The sequence below is a fragment of the Flavobacterium aquatile LMG 4008 = ATCC 11947 genome, assembly GCF_000757385.1.
Taxonomy (GTDB): Bacteria; Bacteroidota; Bacteroidia; order Flavobacteriales; family Flavobacteriaceae; genus Flavobacterium; species Flavobacterium aquatile.
Genome location: NZ_JRHH01000001.1, coordinates 481,735 through 497,606 on the forward strand (window position 1 = coordinate 481,735; position 15,872 = coordinate 497,606).

General features: G+C 36.5%; 17 protein-coding genes. 12 read left to right on the forward strand and 5 right to left on the reverse strand.

From position 1 onward, the window contains the following. Window positions 1–6 precede the first annotated feature (6 nt). Window positions 7–624 carry a hypothetical protein gene (locus LG45_RS02100; protein ID WP_035123933.1) on the forward strand — a complete coding sequence of 206 codons (618 nt, stop codon included), beginning with the start codon at window positions 7–9 and terminating at the stop codon, window positions 622–624. A gap of 4 nt (window positions 625–628) precedes the next feature. Continuing rightward, entirely contained in the window at window positions 629–1,129 is a 501-nt protein-coding gene (locus tag LG45_RS02105; protein ID WP_035123936.1) for a hypothetical protein, read from the forward strand. A 1-nt stretch (window position 1,130) separates the two neighbouring features. On the opposite strand, the gene LG45_RS02110 is transcribed toward LG45_RS02105, so the two are convergent. Genes LG45_RS02110 through LG45_RS15975 form a run of 3 tightly spaced genes read right to left on the reverse strand, consistent with a single transcriptional unit; the run spans window position 1,131 to window position 4,406 of the window. After that, window positions 1,131–3,395 carry a hypothetical protein gene (locus tag LG45_RS02110; protein WP_035123938.1) on the reverse strand — a complete coding sequence of 755 codons (2,265 nt, stop codon included), beginning with the start codon at window positions 3,393–3,395 and terminating at the stop codon, window positions 1,131–1,133. A 2-nt stretch (window positions 3,396–3,397) separates the two neighbouring features. Then, window positions 3,398–4,036: a DUF4145 domain-containing protein gene (locus LG45_RS02115; RefSeq protein ID WP_052087448.1), complete on the reverse strand. Its 639-nt coding sequence runs from the start codon at window positions 4,034–4,036 to the stop codon at window positions 3,398–3,400. 4 nt (window positions 4,037–4,040) lie between these two features. Then, window positions 4,041–4,406 carry a helix-turn-helix domain-containing protein gene (locus LG45_RS15975; protein WP_052087449.1) on the reverse strand — a complete coding sequence of 122 codons (366 nt, stop codon included), beginning with the start codon at window positions 4,404–4,406 and terminating at the stop codon, window positions 4,041–4,043. Between the two features lie 153 nt (window positions 4,407–4,559). On the opposite strand from LG45_RS15975, the gene LG45_RS02125 reads away from it, so the two are divergent. From LG45_RS02125 to LG45_RS02160, 8 genes are all read left to right on the forward strand, one after another. Next, window positions 4,560–5,906, forward strand: coding sequence for an RCC1 domain-containing protein (locus LG45_RS02125; RefSeq protein WP_052087450.1), 1,347 nt, complete (start codon window positions 4,560–4,562; stop codon window positions 5,904–5,906). A 3-nt stretch (window positions 5,907–5,909) separates the two neighbouring features. Next, window positions 5,910–6,500, forward strand: a complete 591-nt coding sequence (locus tag LG45_RS02130) for a hypothetical protein (RefSeq protein WP_035123940.1) — start codon at window positions 5,910–5,912, stop codon at window positions 6,498–6,500. Between the two features lie 160 nt (window positions 6,501–6,660). After that, on the forward strand, window positions 6,661–8,025 hold the full coding sequence (locus tag LG45_RS02135; RefSeq protein WP_035123942.1) for a hypothetical protein: 1,365 nt from the start codon (window positions 6,661–6,663) through the stop codon (window positions 8,023–8,025). Beyond that, window positions 8,022–9,065 carry a hypothetical protein gene (locus LG45_RS02140; protein ID WP_240471795.1) on the forward strand — a complete coding sequence of 348 codons (1,044 nt, stop codon included), beginning with the start codon at window positions 8,022–8,024 and terminating at the stop codon, window positions 9,063–9,065. Before LG45_RS02135 ends, LG45_RS02140 begins: the two co-directional genes overlap by 4 nt. A gap of 3 nt (window positions 9,066–9,068) precedes the next feature. After that, window positions 9,069–10,154 carry an RHS repeat-associated core domain-containing protein gene (locus LG45_RS15980; RefSeq protein WP_131494631.1) on the forward strand — a complete coding sequence of 362 codons (1,086 nt, stop codon included), beginning with the start codon at window positions 9,069–9,071 and terminating at the stop codon, window positions 10,152–10,154. After that, a complete protein-coding gene (locus LG45_RS02150; protein WP_035123944.1) occupies window positions 10,154–10,777 on the forward strand; it encodes a tetratricopeptide repeat protein in 624 nt (207 codons plus the stop codon). The genes LG45_RS15980 and LG45_RS02150 overlap by 1 nt, the downstream gene beginning before the upstream one ends. A gap of 56 nt (window positions 10,778–10,833) precedes the next feature. Beyond that, window positions 10,834–11,022: a hypothetical protein gene (locus tag LG45_RS02155; protein WP_035123946.1), complete on the forward strand. Its 189-nt coding sequence runs from the start codon at window positions 10,834–10,836 to the stop codon at window positions 11,020–11,022. A 456-nt stretch (window positions 11,023–11,478) separates the two neighbouring features. Next, complete coding sequence (locus tag LG45_RS02160) at window positions 11,479–12,255, forward strand: hypothetical protein (protein ID WP_035123948.1); 777 nt, start codon at window positions 11,479–11,481, stop codon at window positions 12,253–12,255. Between the two features lie 92 nt (window positions 12,256–12,347). On the opposite strand, the gene LG45_RS02165 is transcribed toward LG45_RS02160, so the two are convergent. Both LG45_RS02165 and LG45_RS02170 read right to left on the reverse strand, forming a co-directional pair. Further along, complete coding sequence (locus tag LG45_RS02165; protein ID WP_035123950.1) at window positions 12,348–12,710, reverse strand: DUF6876 family protein; 363 nt, start codon at window positions 12,708–12,710, stop codon at window positions 12,348–12,350. A 192-nt stretch (window positions 12,711–12,902) separates the two neighbouring features. Beyond that, window positions 12,903–14,099, reverse strand: a complete 1,197-nt coding sequence (locus LG45_RS02170) for a tyrosine-type recombinase/integrase (protein WP_035123952.1) — start codon at window positions 14,097–14,099, stop codon at window positions 12,903–12,905. A gap of 592 nt (window positions 14,100–14,691) precedes the next feature. Between LG45_RS02170 and LG45_RS02175 the strand changes: the two genes are divergently transcribed. Then, window positions 14,692–14,895 carry a helix-turn-helix transcriptional regulator gene (locus tag LG45_RS02175; RefSeq protein WP_035123954.1) on the forward strand — a complete coding sequence of 68 codons (204 nt, stop codon included), beginning with the start codon at window positions 14,692–14,694 and terminating at the stop codon, window positions 14,893–14,895. A 57-nt stretch (window positions 14,896–14,952) separates the two neighbouring features. Next, window positions 14,953–15,855, forward strand: coding sequence for a toprim domain-containing protein (locus LG45_RS02180; RefSeq protein ID WP_035123956.1), 903 nt, complete (start codon window positions 14,953–14,955; stop codon window positions 15,853–15,855). Window positions 15,856–15,872 lie beyond the last annotated feature (17 nt).

Genomic DNA, 15,872 nt, shown 5'->3' on the forward strand with positions numbered 1-15,872 from the left:
TTTATCATGGATGAAAAAAAGAAAGCAGAAGCATCGCTAGAGCTTGGTTTCGATGTAGATGCACCTTTACAAGAACTTATAGATAATAAGAATATTTTGCTGTACCATAATGCTATCGGATTTAGTCCAAAGCTATATGGTACAGCAAAAGCTGTACTTGTTTCAGCTATGCTGGCCGATCAACTTTTTAAACAAGCCGATATTATCGCTCAGGAGCCGAAAATGGATAGCCAATTAAAAGAGAATGTTCAAAATTACGTCAATTGTTTTCGAAGTGCCGCTTGTTCCGTCATGCAAACGAATGCTGGGCAAACTTTCGATATTGTTCCATTCGATGATGGCGTTTTGCTTCGCATATTGCAAAAACCAGGTTTAACAAATTCTGATAATTTCCTTCCAAAGGTTTCAAGTTTAAAAGATGCTTTTGATAGTGTCGCCAAAAATATTATAGAGATATTACCTGCTAATAAAATATCTGAGACAAGCATTACTAAGACTGGAATTTATTTGTCGGACTATATTTATATTGTTAAGGGTATTGACGATGAATTTTGGAAAGAGGAATCGGCAATCAATGAAGTAAATAGCATCAATTCTCATGCTCTTAAAATTCTAAAAAAGTAGGCGTATGGCTGATGTTGAAGTATTTGTAATTCAGGAAGCGATTGAAAAGCAGGCGAAAAAGGATGTAACGGTCGCTGGCATTTTATCTTACGGTCATGCAAAGGGTGTTTACGCGGCACGGCAAGCGGATGCAAAAAAATCTGCAATCTCAAAAAATGAACTACGAAAAAAGGTAATAATATTTAGTGTAACTATTATCCTATTATGTTTTGGTATCTATTTTCTCCAGCCATATAAAACCGGATTATTTCTTGCAAGTATGTTTACAATAGCGTTGTCCGTTTTTGCAGCATTTGAATTATACGATACTGTAAAAAAAGCAGGAGCGATTACAGTTGTTATCATCACCACATTTTTTGTTCTCTTAGCGAGTGGAAAATACACTTTGGACGAAATCGCTGAATTTGGACGTAAGGCTGCTGATGAAAAAGTTTTGGGTACTGGAAAAAATAAAAGCAAGAATGAGCCAAAAATTGACAGTACAGGCACAGTGAATAAGCCCTGAATTAACTTAAAGGTTCAATTTCTTCAATCTTGTTCTGAATACCCTGCTCTTTGTATTGGGAAGCGATATTAAGCTGCACAATTTCGCGCTTGTTCTTATAAACAATTAATGTGAGAAACGCTAAAGTTGTCTGTACCTTTAATTCATCTTCTAAATCTTCCTTCGTATATTTTTCCCTGATAGATGTATTTTCCGCTAGGCTTAGGTCGAGAATAGCGGAGTAAAGTTTAAGGTTATTATCAATAAGCTCAAATTTTTCATCAGCGACGACTTTTGCATCTAATTCTCGGTGGATAATAAAAGGTAAATCGCTTTTCTTTAAAACAAAGAGACAATCCTGTATCCTGTATTCACTTCCTTTAATTTCAATTATCTGTGATTTGTACTTTTCTAAGGTCGCTTTGGTATCGTAGCTCAAATTCACAGCAACAATTACAACATCTTTTTTATTGCCTATTAATTTTTGAATCCCGTCGTTAATATTTTCTTGGTTTAACAAATATCGTCTTGATTTTGCGACAAGGAATGAATTTGGTATATATTTTCTAATACTATGTGATGCTATGGATTCGGCAAGAATTGTGTCGAAGTTTAAATGATGAACACCAGTATCTTCGATGAAAGAGTTTTTCCCTGTTAAAATCGTCTGTCCTGTAACGGTTAATTTCAAATCATTTTCTTGCTCTGTGTATTCTCCAAGATTTTTAATGCTCTCATATTTTGAGAACGCTTCTTTAATTATTGCAATTGATGAATCTTTAAACTTCTGCAATTTTTCTGCTGAAAGGGCAGCATTTAATTTTTGCGTCCCACTCTTCTCTATCAATCTTGCTTTAAGATCTTCAATGTATTTTGAGAAATCAGCTTGATGCTCTTCCACAACTTTTTCAAATCCCAATATCTTTAATAGTTTTTCATTTTCCAATATTCTCTTTAAGCAACTTTCGAAAAATGGAACTGCTTGAAGCCAATCGCGAAGTTCAGCTATCGAGTCTGGAAGGTTCGGCTGTGCTGTAAAATTTTGATATGTGTAATGTTGATTTAGGGAATAAAGCCTAACAAATAGCAACGTCATATAGCTACACATCCAAAAATTAACTTGTCTTCGCGTTCCTAGATTATCGAGTTCAGGAAATGAGTATCTGCGGTCTAGAGGTTCACGGCGGCTTTTAAATTCGTTTGAGAATGATTCAAACCATGCAAAGATTTGCGTCATGCTTTCAGGTAGTAAAGCGTATCTAGGGGGTTGAGATTGTGTATAAGTAAAAATATATTTTAATGTTGAGTATTGTTCGCGGTACAAAAGCAATCCACCTAAGGCAAAATGAAATTCGAAATATCTCTTCTTTTCTCTCTGTCGCTTATCAATTGCGACCTGATTAATAATTTCGAACTTATCATTGTGTTCTGCCATTATATACGGCATTTGCATATCGGTGTACTGATGTGCAGTTGACCAATACATTCTAATAAATTTCTCCTTGTCACTAATTGCATACATTATACGCCATAACCACTCATAAGTCTCCTCGGAGATTTCTATTTCTTCAAAATCTTCCCCAAGCAACCAAGTAGCACTTACAGCTCTATGCTCTAAAGCAAGTAAGTTTTTATTATCAGTATCAACAAGTTTATAACAAAGTCGATAAACTATTTCATAAAGATCATATGGGTAAACTAGAGGTTTGGTTCTGTCGTGTTTTTGTCTGATATTGGAAAAAGCTAAATAGTAAAATTCTAATAACGTTTCTTGTAAATGCTCGTCCTGTTGATTAATGGCATAAATAGCAAATTCATTGATAGTCTTTAAATTATAATCATCCTGAGTTGCCTCGCTCGCATGGTAACGTGTCGTTAGATATTGCAACAATGATGTTGCCTTACCATTATATTTTACCACGATGTCCAGCCACTGAAAAAAACATACAGTCAATACAATTGTGATCAGTAAAACGATTAGGTTCGCCGAATTATTGATAAAGCCATTATCCCAGCCGAACCAAGGTTCTGCATCAAATATCAAAAGTAAAAATGATATTATCGTACAATAGAGAATTAATTTAAAAATTGAAATTTCGCCACTGTATTTTCGCCACTTGTACTTAATGGGTCTTTGAGGGAATTCCGAATTAAAAATATTTGACAAGTAATTTGATGAAAATTTTTCGCCTATACCTGAAATTTTATCAATGATGATAGGATATGCGATGCCTAAAATGGCGATATCTATCGCCACGCAAATTTCAACAATATTACTAAATGCCATGTCTATGTTTTTTTAGATTTTAATTCGTTTAACTTATTCTCGGCAAGTGTCGCCAAATATGGAGCACTATACAGAAATTCTAATAAAGCAGTCGTTAATGCTGTAATAATTGGAATTTCTTTTGGACTTAATTCACCAGCCGCTGCGTGTGCGCCCACATTACCAAAGTTTCTAAGACCACTGGCAACTTTCACAAGCTTTTGAGGGATCTCACCTTTGTCTGCTAGCTCTTTCAGCATTTTTGCAAGCATGTCTGGCTTTGCGCCATGTTCGATGCAAACAGTTTCTAGTAAACGGCGCACCGCAGTTGCGTATGCATTAACATTCAAAGCTTTAATCTTTTCAGCATCTTTATAAATAGCTAGAATATTTTCCGGTAATCCTAAGGGATAAATTTTTTCAGTTGGAAAAAGGAATTCATATTTAATATCCTCAGATTCCATATCCTCGTGCCAAAAATAAGTAACAATAGTAGCTTTTTTACAGGCAGGGCATGTTAGAACATCGTAAGAAGTTCCCATATTTGGACTATATCCAGTTTGAGAATCTCCATATGCTTCGTTTATCTCAGCTGATGCAGTAATCTCCATTTTAGAAATATTGCCGCAATGTCTGCACGTAATTATTTTTGAATCTGCCATATCCTTATGCTTCGCCAGCTAATTTTTTTAGACGAGCATTGTCATTCTCTAAAACAAGAATATATTTCTTCAAATATTCATCCACGTAATTGTGATTCTCAATCTTAGAATTTGACCCTTGTATCACATCGTTATGCTCGATATTAAAAACTTGTGAAGCATCAAAATTTAAAATTTGCGACATTTCAACTTCAAGTATTTCTGCAATTTGTTGAATGCGAGAAATGGTCAAGTCCGTTTTATTACGCTCAATATTGCCGTATGCGCTGACGCTTAAATTCAAGTAATCTGCCATCTGCTCACGGGTAAATCCCTTTAGCTCTCTGAACTTTTTAACATTGTCCCCAATATTTAACTGCTTAGTCTCCATGTATTTTAACTGTATTTGAGTTAGTCAAAGTAACAAAAAAATACTTAAACTAACAAATTGATAGTTGAAAATTCTTCATTTCGTAGAAAATTTCCTCAATTTGTGTTGACGCATTCGCTGTCATTCAACGGTAAATTCTAAACACAGAATATTATGAGGTTATTTTTAACTGCCGTGTTATTCGCGGTTTCGGGCAATTTATTTGCTCAATGTTTTCAAAAAGTTTCCACAGGGGAGCTACATTTTATTGCCATTAGTCAAAATGGTAGCCTTTGGGCGTGGGGCGAGAATGGCTCAAGACAACTGGGTGACGGTACAATAATCGACAGACCGCAACCCGTCTTAATCAGTTCCGCAAACTGGGCTTCTGTTTCGGCAGGATTGACACATACTGTTGCTATTAGAGCAGATGGCACACTTTGGGCTTGGGGAAGTGATAGTAATGAGCAACTAGGTAATGGCTCAGGCGGTAACTCAGCCACTCCCCTACAAATCGGGACAGATACCAACTGGAAAGAGGTTGTCGCCGGAGAGCGTGGCACGGTCGCCATCAAGACAAACGGCACGTTATGGGCTTGGGGAAGCAATAACAACGGCTATCTCGGTAACGGGCAGACCAACAGCTTTGAGAGTAGCGTACCCATACAAATTGGTACGGCAACAAACTGGAACCATATTGCGGGTAACGACGGCAGAAGCTGTCTCGCGATTAAACTTGACGGTACATTATGGGCTTGGGGTCTAAATCAAAACGGTCAGCTAGGGAACGGAACGACGACGGATAGCTACACGCCTATTCAAATAGGTACTGGTACAAACTGGAAATGGATTGATTGCGGCTCTCGCCTTTCTTTTGCTATGAAAACCGACAATACACTTTGGGCGTGGGGTTTTTGTAATTCAGGGTTTTCATTAAATAGCAATGTTCCCCTGCAAATTGGGATAGATAGCAATTGGAAGACGGCTTCTGTGAAAAAATATGAAGGTACGCAATATGTCTTAATGACCAAAACCAACGGCACTTTATGGGGCTGGGGTAACGATGATTTTCAGCAATTAGGAAATGGCACGGCGGGAGATTATTCAAGCCCTGCACAAATCGGAACGGCAACAAATTGGGTTGACGCATTTGCGGGTTATCAGCAGTCAAGTGGCGTAAAATCGGACGGTACATTTTGGACATGGGGTACAACAAATTTGGTCGGCGATGGCTCAACGCCTGTTTCAACTCCAACAGCATATAGCTGTACTGCGTTAGGAATTGCCGAAAATGTTAAAAATTCTTTTGTGGTTTATCCAAATCCTGCTACCGACCGCATTTATATTTCCGAAGCGGAAATACTGTCGGCTGTTATCTACGACATAAACGGGCGCAAATTTGCCTTGCCGTTTGATAGACAAACAAAGTCTTTCGATGTGTCGGGATTATCGGCAGGCGTTTTCATTGTTTCAATGGAAACTGAAAGCGGAAAACAAAACATACGTTTCATTAAAAAGTAATATATGCAGAAATTCACAATAGGAAATCAAGTTATAGAATATGAGATTTACAGAGGCATTGTCCTCGATAATCAAGCTGGTCTTGAAACTTCTGTTAGAAGTCATAAAGATTCACACGGATATGTAACAGGCATATCAACACACTCTACCCATCATCAGAAAGTTTACATACAAGGCGCAGACGAAAAGCCGATTGCCATTGATTTAAGAAATTGGGATTTACCTGCGCTGACAGGGCATGAACTTATTTTTATTTGGGCGCAAAGCCCTCATAAACAAAATTATGCACTTGCGTATAACAAGACAATGGATGTTTTACGTGAAGTGAATGAGCCTGAGGGATATTTCAGCCGTCCTGCGGGAAGTGCAGGGTGTTTAGTTGTTGTTCTTGGTTTTATAGGTGCGCTTACTTTGTCTTACTTTTGTTATGATGCAACGAAAAGCGAGTCTGCTGGTTGGGTTGGGTTCTTAATTGGAATCGGTGTCTTGGGATTACTGTTGTTTAATGTATTTTCAAGGCTAAATACGGCGACGCGAAACGGTAAAAAATTCAAAGAAAAAATCATTCAAATTTTTAATGAGAATAGAGGTTAATACCGATTATAAAAAAAAATTAAAAACACGTATTTTTACTTACTTCCAAATCGTTTTCTTTTTGTTGTTTTGTAAAAGTGTTAAATCCACAAATAAAAGGATAAAAATAATTCTCGTTATGAGAATTATTTTTATTTCTTTGTAATACTAATCTCTTGTTATGGTGTTGTTTAAGGATTGGATGGTAAGGGGCGTTTCGGCGTGCATCTTGGTGGTGTCGCTTTATAGTCCTGCGCTCTATTCTCAAGTACCAAACCCACAAGCTCCATCGATTAACCCATTTCCTAATTATGCCAATAATGGTGTTGTCAATCAAAGCAATAACAGAAATCAAATACCCGTTACGCCGTCTTCATTCAATCCAGACCTAAATCGTCAACAACAACAGAATAGAAATATTATGTTGGAAGTCGAGCAAAACCAAAAGCTACAAGAAACTGCAATGAAAGAAGCAAGGACAGATATTGAGGAGCTAAGAGGTGCGGTACGTTATACGTTGCAGACTTATTCCAAATTTGAAGGGACACAATTTTATTATGAAGCCTTTAAAAAAATAATCCTGCTCGATACAACTTTTTCGCTTAAAGAAAATAACTTCCTTGTCGAAAACGCTTATTTCGGGAATACACTTGATAAAGCTGAATTTGATAAAATCATTACGCAAAGCGGGGATTTTATCCATGCGAAAATGAAAGAGCAAGGCTATGACCAAAATAGCAATGCCGCCAAAAATTTTATGCTGTTTCAATTCTTCTCGGAAACCCTACAGCTTAAATCCACCAATCAAAAGCATCTGCCTTTTAAGTATGATTTTGACGACTATAGAGGCATTAAAAATTATGCCAAAATGTTTGTCTCCAAACTGCTTGCCACCAAGACAGGACAATGTCATTCGATGCCGCTACTCTATTTGATTTTAGCGGATGAAATCAAAGCGGAAGCTTATTTGGCACTGTCGCCAAATCATTCATATATCCGTTTTCCAGACGATAAAGGCAAATGGTACAATATCGAACTCACGAACGGGATGCTATCGACGGACTCGTACATCTCTCAATCGGGATATATTAAATCGGAAGCATTGCAGAATAAAATCTATATGGAGAACCTGACCAAAAAAGAAATGCTCTCTGGGCTTTTGACAGATTTGGCAGATGGGTATATTCATAAATTCGGATATGACGAATTTGTCAAAACGGTAATCGACAAGGCTCTTGAACTATCGCCGAACAGTGTTCGTGCAAATATGATTAAAGCCAATCTTGATAGTGCGCGGATGGACTTTGTTTTGCGACAAATTGGAAACAGACCTCTCGAAAAATATCCACAGGCGATAGACATGATAGAAAAGGTTAAAAGCCAATATAGTTTTATAGATCAATTGGGATATGAAGATATGCCAGAAGAGGCTTATCAAGAATGGTTGCAATCGATGAACAAGGAAAATCAAAAGCAGAAAAACGAGGAATTAACAAAACAGCTTAAAAAAGCATTATCTAATAAAAAATCTACAATTAAAGGGTGATAAAAAATTATATTTTAGGAGTTCTATTATTTACCGTTTCATTATCGGTAAAGGCGCAAAATCAGGAAGCACTTTTTGAGAAAAGTTTGCTGACCTTAAATGATATGCTCGTCAATGAAAGTCATTACAGTTTTAAGAAAGCTGTTTTTTCTGTAGAGAATGCTTATTTGAATGGGAAGCTTGATTCATTAGCAGTTAATGGTCAGATTAAGGTTTTAAAAGAATTATGTAGTTTATTAATAAATGGGCGGTTTTTGGCGTATGTGGAGAGTGATAAACCTGATGTAAATAAATGGGCTTCTGTTTATCAAGTCATGTGCGATAGCATTCCTATCATCATTAAAGACCAAGAATATAGATATATTCCCTTTCGATATGATTTTGACGATGTTTTCGGCAATCAAGAACTATCGAATATGTTTATTTCAAAGCTTCTGACGACAAGAAAAGGGAATTGTCATTCATTACCTTATTTATACAAAATTCTTTGTGAGGAACTGGGGACAACTGCAAATTTGGCACTTGCGCCTAACCATATTTATATCAAGCACCAAAACAAGAAAAACGGTTGGTACAATACGGAACTCACAAGCGGAATATTCCCGAATGATGCTTGGTTGATGGCTTCTGGATTTATTCATGTGGATGCCATTAAGAACGGTGTTTATATGAAAGCTTTGAATAATAAAGAAAGCATTGCGCTCGTCATGATGGATTTGGCGGATGCTTATCAAAAGACGTTTCCAAATAATGACGGCTCTTTCCTTTTGAATTGCTCTCAAACTGCTTTGAGCGTATTCCCAAATCTAACTTCTGCATTAATTATGAGAGCGGAAATCCATAAAAAGCAGATTGAAAAAGAGACTAATATTGATAAGGCAAAGCAAGATTTTAAAAAGCTTGAGGTAGAATACTCTCATATCCATAAATTAGGATATCGCTATATGCCCGAAGAAATGTATTTAAATTGGCTCGTTTCTTTAAAAACAGAAAGAGAAAAATACGAAAACAAAAAATTGACTAACTTTAACAAAAAATAATTTATGAGAAGATTTTATTTTTTAGCATTCTGCCTTTTATCATTTGTGGGTCTGTCGGCACAGGAAAAATTATCTAAAGAAGAAAAAGAGCGTAGGGAGAAAAATATTCAGGCTGGAAATCCGTTTAAACAATTTGGCTATAAAGGCAAAGTCGCAACATTGAGCAAAGGGAAATACCTTGAGGTTCACGATTTAGACAGTATTGTTACGATAGGGTCAGTTAGATTTCACGTTGATAGAAAAGAAATCGTTGGCTCAGTTGAGCCTGATGTATTGAGTGATGAATACTCCAGACCTATCGGAGATATAGCAAGTCGTTGGCTTTCACCTGACCCAAAAAGCGAAGAGTTTGCAGATTGGTCACCTTACAATATGTGTTTTGATAACCCAATGAAATTTGTTGATCCAGACGGACAAGCTCCGGTGGATTGGTTTAAAAATCAGCAAGGTCGAGTAGTTTGGTTTGATAATACTTCAAAAGGATTTACAGATACAAATGGAGGTAAATGGACAAATGTAGGAGCAAATCTAAATCAGGTAAAAACAAGCCTAAATGTTCCTACAGGTAGCCAAAATACTAGTTGGACAACGGTGAGCGGTACAGCTTTTGACGGTGAAAATGGTGCAGGAAAGGCAGGTTTTGCTCTTGCTCCTGTTATATTCAATAATAATGCACAAGTAACTTATGATTTTTCTCTAAAAAATACTGATTCAGGAGGTGGATTGATAAGTGGAAAAACCGAAATTAGCGGAATAAATGTGGACGCTAGAGTTAGCACTTCGACATTTGCTCCAGGAACACAGATAGAGGGTGTAAGCGGTTTTTTTGGAATAAAAGAGTGGACACCATCAGGATTTAACTTTACGTCAAAAAGTTCTCCTTTTCAGGATTTTAAAGGACAAATGTTAAGTAATGCTCCATTTCATGCTACGAGTGACGCCACCATGAATGTAAGCTTATCTACCTACAAGAATTTAACAAATACTTCATCAGGGGTGTCAACGGGATTGAACTTATCATTTAAAACTTATGCTAATACTGTGAATCAACAAACTGGTGACGAAGAACAATTTAAAACTGGAAACTAATGATAACAAAATTTACGCTTATATTCATGTCTTTGCTTTTTCTGAATTGTAATGACAAAAAAAGTATCAATCCTATTCCTAATAATGTTGTAAGGTCTGCAACGGAAAATCCAGACTGTAAGAAGTTCTTTAAGAAGTATAATGAGAAATATGTGCAAGAAGAAAGCGATAGTGCACTAGTATATTTAGATAAAGCTATAGACTGTGATCCTGAAAATAATAACTATAAATTCACGAAAGCTAAGTTTCTCACTGAAATTAAAAGATTTGATGATGCTATCAAAACAATAAATGTTTTGGTTTCAGCCTCTGATGATCCTGCATTTAAGCTTTTTAAAGGGATTGTCATGTTAAAGATGAAGGACAATGATTCAGATAAATTTCTTGATAGTGTTTATAAAGATTTCTATAAAATAAAAGATCCAACATCAGGTAATGAATTTTATAGAGTTTCCTTGGATAATTACTTTAAGGGAAAAGAGTTTTCATTAAATGAAATTGCTGAACTGAAGGTAAAATACAAAGATAAAGGTTATGAAACTCAAAATTTTACCGCCATTGAAGAACTGATTAAAAAAGAAAATAGAGAAACTGTTTTGTTCAAGTTGTTTAATATAAACTAATTCAAGTTGTTTTCTTTTGGGGCACATACCAATGCCACTTAATATAGAACAAAAAAATGATAAAAGTAATAATTATATTAAGTTTTGTTGTTGCGGCTTGCTCTCCTACTAAAGTGAAAGAAGTTAAACAAGAACCATTATCAGAAGTAACTAAAATAGATTTTTTAGATGATGGTAATACAATTGTATACATTAAAACAGATTCCCTTGCGGGTATTATTACCAATATTTTAATCAAAAAGTAAGAGGATGCGATCCAGAATAAAATTTCACAAACATAGATTTATAATTTTCACGTTACTATTTTTTACAGTCTACCTGATTGTAACTTTTATTCCTGATTACACTATAGGTCGAAAGTTAAAAGCGGTTTTTATTTATGGCTTTTTATTTTTAAGCTTTGTAGCTTCATTAATAGGCATTAATAATATGCTACATAACAGAAGGATAAATTATTTAAATTTCTTTCTTTTATGTTTTCCGTTTATATATTTAACGATAATGCTGATATTTAGTAAGTAATGTGAAGTTACTAAGTTTTCTATTTATTGTAATTTCCTCGATTGCTGTTCCTGCTCAAAAAATTATTGACGGTGTAAGAGCTATAATCAATAGCAGTGGAAACATAAGTAATTTTTTTTTGTTTATGAAACTAAGGCTTTGAAAGGATTATTTATTAATAAACCATAGATTTATAAAATATGAATTTCAAAATATTTTTTTTAATCCTATCGACACAGTTTCTTTTTGCTCAGGAAAAGCCAATTGTTTTTGAAAATAACGCAAAAGCATATTCTAATAAAAATTTTGATGAGTTCTCAAACGAACGTTCATTTTGTGATTTAACTATTTCTCAGGATTCAACTTTCAGTTTTTACAGCCGACCGCATTTAAGTTGTTATACTTGGAATGAAATCAAAGGGAAGTGGAAAAAGGAAAAGAATATTTATACTTTTTTAAGCGAATATCAAGTAACTGAAAATGATACAAGATTAACTTTTGCTAAAGACTCGACCAAAAAGTATTTATTAAAATTCGCAACTGACAAAAAATCTACATTAAAAAACAGAAGTATTAAAATTGTATATATGTATGATTTTTATGCTGAAATTAAAATAGATGATATTGAAAAAATAATGAGCTTCAATCAAGACAACTCAATTGAAATCCCATTTGATGAAATTCCAAACCATGAAAAACTTGCGTCATTTCGTATAGAATATTTCTTGAGTGCAAGTGAAAAACGATATCAATATATTACGGAGAGCAAAATGGTAAATGTGAAAGAGAGAGATATTCCTAACATTGTTGAAATTGAATTTGTTGAACAACCAAAAAAAGAAATGGTTTATAGAACCACAATTGGAAAATTAGAGGGCGACAAACTCGAAATCGTTTCATCTGTTAAAACTAAGCCCAGCTTGCCTGAATATTTAACAGAGATTGGTTTTGAAAAATACTATGAGTTGAGGAAGTAAAACCGAGTTAATAATCCAAATACCACCCAATAACCTTAATTTTGAGTTAGGTTATTATAAGCCGCCCCTATCGGGGCGGCTTATTTTTTTGATTAATACTCACTAGGTAGCAGAATGACGTTATTTACAAAAAAGATGCGGATTTCTTGAAGTGGGAAATCTGTATATTCTATCTTTTTACTAAAAACGATGTTGTTGTTACCATCATCGCAAGTCAGAGCTGCGGTGCTTTTTTCTAGGTCAACACGTAACGTCCAAGTCTGAAATTCTTCTTTCTTGATATTTGGCTTAATTTGATTAAAAGCGATTTCGTCGATAAGCCAGTATGCGCCTGCTTTTTCGGCAAGGTATTGAATACCATCGGTATAAAGTACGGTTCTTGCAATCGGGTGGCGATACCAGTTTTCTGTGCCTGTAAATTGTGCGAGGTCTGTTTTTGTGATTGTGTCTTTCATAATTTAACTCCTTTTGTTTAATGCCTCCACCGTGGAGGACGGGGCAAAAAAGTAGAAAAGCCATAGGACAAAAGTCACCACCAACACGGGAGCGTAGCGAATGGAGCGGGCAGCGTGATTGACTGCCGGACGGCTTTTATCAACTTGCGCCAGTACTCCCATCGAGTGAGTGATTAAAAGTAGATATGAAAGTTAACCACTTTTGATACAGACACGGTCTAAATAATCAGCCCAATCCTGCATCATTCTGACACGTTGCTTAATGAATTTAGAGCGATCATATGCTGCGCCAAGCGGTCCAGAAGGCTTATGCGCTAATTGAGCTTCGATTACATCAGGTTCATACTCTAGTTCCTCTCGAATTGTAGTGCGGGCTAAAGCACGAAAGCCGTGTGGAGTCATACGGTTTCTAAAACCTAAATTGTGAAGGGCTACGCGTACAGTGTTGTCACTCATATGCTTTCGTGGCTGGAAAAATCCTGGAAAAATATATGGTGTATTGTAGTGTCCCGTTTCTTGTTGCTGTTCCTTTAAAATGGAAACTGCTTGGGTTGATAAGGGGACAATATGGTCTTTTCTTGATTTCATCCGTACGGCAGGGATTCGCCATTCATTTCTCTCAAAGTTTATTTCACTCCAGACAGCTTCACGCAGTTCATTCGGTCGCACAAAGGTCAGTAAGGAAAGCCGTATGGCTCTAATTGTTCGAGGATATAATTTTGTATCATCCGCAATAGCTTTCAGCAGTTCAGGCAATTCGTGCGGCTCGATTGCATCAAAATGCTTAGTTTTCCTTGTTTTAAATGCCCCGTACAAATGAGGTGCTGGATTATGCTTGCATTTCCCTGTCTGAATCCCATAGCGAAAAATTTGACCACAGATTTGGCGAACACGTCCAACTGTGTACAAGGCATCACGTTGTTCGATTTTTTTCAAAGCAAGTAGCAAGTCTGGTGCTTCTAAAGTGGAGATTGGTCTATTACCAAAGTGCGGAAAAATATTATTCTCCAAACGAATTAATACATTTTCAGCATGTTTTTTGCTCCACTCGTGAGCATGCAACTCATACCACTCTAAAGCCACTGCTTTAAAAGTAGAAACCGCTTCTAAAACCGCCTTGCGTTTTGCCTCTTGCCTAGAGGCTAGAGGGTCAACGTTTTGCTCCAATTGTTCTTTAGCTTCAAAGGCTTTTTTTCGTGCTTCAGACAAGGAAATTAGCGGATAACTGCCGAGCGCAAGAAGCTTTTCCTTATTATTGTACCTATATCTTAATCTCCAAAGTTTTCCGCCTTTGGGGGTGATGTGTAGGTACAAACCGCCACCGTCAAATAATTTATAAGGCTTGGTTTCTGGCGTGGATTTTTTGCAGACAAAATCAGACAGTTTCATGGCTCATTCTCCCATTTTAAAGTACCCCGATTTGTACCCCCGTTTTTCGTTGGGGTCGGTAAATCAAGGCACATTATTATTGAAACACGAAACGGTGAAGTCATTGAAAGTAAATGACTTTATATACAACGCTTAATGTGGGTAAATGAGTGGGTGGTGCCCGGAGTCACTGCTAAATTCAGAAAGTAACTACTTTGAAAAGTTTAGTTACTTCTGAACTGTTTTTTCGAGATACCCCAGTAAGTACCCTGATTTTCTCATTTACTTGAAAATACTTTAGTGAATATCAGTATATGTCGTCAATCTTTTTTCGGGATGGTACATAGAAAAAAACGTCCTGCATATATAAAGAAGAAGTCTTTTTTCTTTATAGTTTTTTTATAGCAGTATTAATGCGAAATTTTATTAAACAACTAGAAGTAGAATTGAAATAAAATTCTCTAAATTTATGTTGGGTCATTAATCGATATTGATTGTTTCATATAAAGCAAAAAAGGTCATTGGCATTTCAAATATCGCGTTATATTAAGGTTACGGTTGCTGCTTGGGGAGTGACAACTACTAATAGTGGTTAATTTAACAGGGGTTAAAAATGCCAATCAAAGATAAGAACCTTAACGAAGATCCTTTGCTCGATCGCAAACAGGCTGCAAACTATATCAGCTTTAAAGCGGGTACTTTGGCAGTTTGGGATTGCAATAAGCGACATGACTTAAAGCCCATCAAGATAGGGCGAGCAGTCCGCTACCGCAAATCGGTGCTTGATGCTTTCCTTTTAGAGCAGATGACTCCTTAAACGGGTTTCTGCTTTATAAAATCTTCCTAAATCAACGAACAAAAATGAGGTGTCTCTATGAACATAGAACAAGCCAACGCTCTTTCTTTGCCCGAAATCCTGCAAAAAATCGGTTGTGTACCAGTTAAGGACAAAGGCAATGACCTTTGGTATCTCTCGCCATTCCGAGAAGAGAAAACCGCCAGTTTCCACATCAATACAATCAAAAACGTTTGGTACGACTTCGGCTCTGACCGAGGCGGGGACGTTATTAACTTCGCTCAATCTTATTTGCAAAGCCAAAGCGAAGACTACACGCCTGCCGATGCCTTGCGTTGGGTCAATAATATGATGCTTTCCCCTGTGTCGATTTTATACGTACCAAGAGATAAGCCAAAAGAAACAAAAGCAACCCTGACTTTAAGCACGGTTTTCGAGTTGGAGCATAACGGACTGATTAACTACCTTGAATCAAGACGTATCTCTTTGGCTCTTGCCAAGAAGTACCTAAAAGAAGTTGTCGTCAATAACAACAACACGGGCAAAAAGTTTCATGCTATCGGCTGGCAGACGGTAAGTGAGGGCTACGAAGTCCGAAACAAAGTCTTTAAGGGCTGCATCGGGTCGAAAAGTATTTCTTTTATCAGAGGTAAGCAAATACCGGCCGTTGAAATCCATGTCTTTGAAGGCATCATGGATTTTCTTTCTGCCGTGTCTGAACAAAAGGGACAGCAATTTGTCGGCGATGCTATCATTCTTAATTCTGTGAGCTGCCTGCCTCAAGCATTCCCGTATATCAAAAACTATCATTACCGAAGCCTTTATACATGGCTCGACAATGATACGGCAGGATTATTGGCAACGCAGGCTTTGAAAGAGCTTGCTGAAAAGGAAGGTATTCTGACTTTTCAAGCCATGAATAAAAGCTACTCACCACATAAAGACGTTAACGCTTGGCACATGGATAAACCAAAAGTGTAAGAAAAAACACTAAAAAT

Coding starts and splice junctions, on each gene's coding strand:
- LG45_RS02100 (WP_035123933.1), top strand. CDS start 7: ATGGATGAAAAAAAGAAAGCAGAAGCATCGCTAGAGCTTGGTTTCGAT.
- LG45_RS02105 (WP_035123936.1), top strand. CDS start 629: ATGGCTGATGTTGAAGTATTTGTAATTCAGGAAGCGATTGAAAAGCAG.
- LG45_RS02110 (WP_035123938.1), bottom strand. CDS start 3,395: ATGGCATTTAGTAATATTGTTGAAATTTGCGTGGCGATAGATATCGCC.
- LG45_RS02115 (WP_052087448.1), bottom strand. CDS start 4,036: ATGGCAGATTCAAAAATAATTACGTGCAGACATTGCGGCAATATTTCT.
- LG45_RS15975 (WP_052087449.1), bottom strand. CDS start 4,406: ATGGAGACTAAGCAGTTAAATATTGGGGACAATGTTAAAAAGTTCAGA.
- LG45_RS02125 (WP_052087450.1), top strand. CDS start 4,560: ATGAGGTTATTTTTAACTGCCGTGTTATTCGCGGTTTCGGGCAATTTA.
- LG45_RS02130 (WP_035123940.1), top strand. CDS start 5,910: ATGCAGAAATTCACAATAGGAAATCAAGTTATAGAATATGAGATTTAC.
- LG45_RS02135 (WP_035123942.1), top strand. CDS start 6,661: ATGGTGTTGTTTAAGGATTGGATGGTAAGGGGCGTTTCGGCGTGCATC.
- LG45_RS15980 (WP_131494631.1), top strand. CDS start 9,069: ATGAGAAGATTTTATTTTTTAGCATTCTGCCTTTTATCATTTGTGGGT.
- LG45_RS02150 (WP_035123944.1), top strand. CDS start 10,154: ATGATAACAAAATTTACGCTTATATTCATGTCTTTGCTTTTTCTGAAT.
- LG45_RS02155 (WP_035123946.1), top strand. CDS start 10,834: ATGATAAAAGTAATAATTATATTAAGTTTTGTTGTTGCGGCTTGCTCT.
- LG45_RS02160 (WP_035123948.1), top strand. CDS start 11,479: ATGAATTTCAAAATATTTTTTTTAATCCTATCGACACAGTTTCTTTTT.
- LG45_RS02165 (WP_035123950.1), bottom strand. CDS start 12,710: ATGAAAGACACAATCACAAAAACAGACCTCGCACAATTTACAGGCACA.
- LG45_RS02170 (WP_035123952.1), bottom strand. CDS start 14,099: ATGAAACTGTCTGATTTTGTCTGCAAAAAATCCACGCCAGAAACCAAG.
- LG45_RS02175 (WP_035123954.1), top strand. CDS start 14,692: ATGCCAATCAAAGATAAGAACCTTAACGAAGATCCTTTGCTCGATCGC.
- LG45_RS02180 (WP_035123956.1), top strand. CDS start 14,953: ATGAACATAGAACAAGCCAACGCTCTTTCTTTGCCCGAAATCCTGCAA.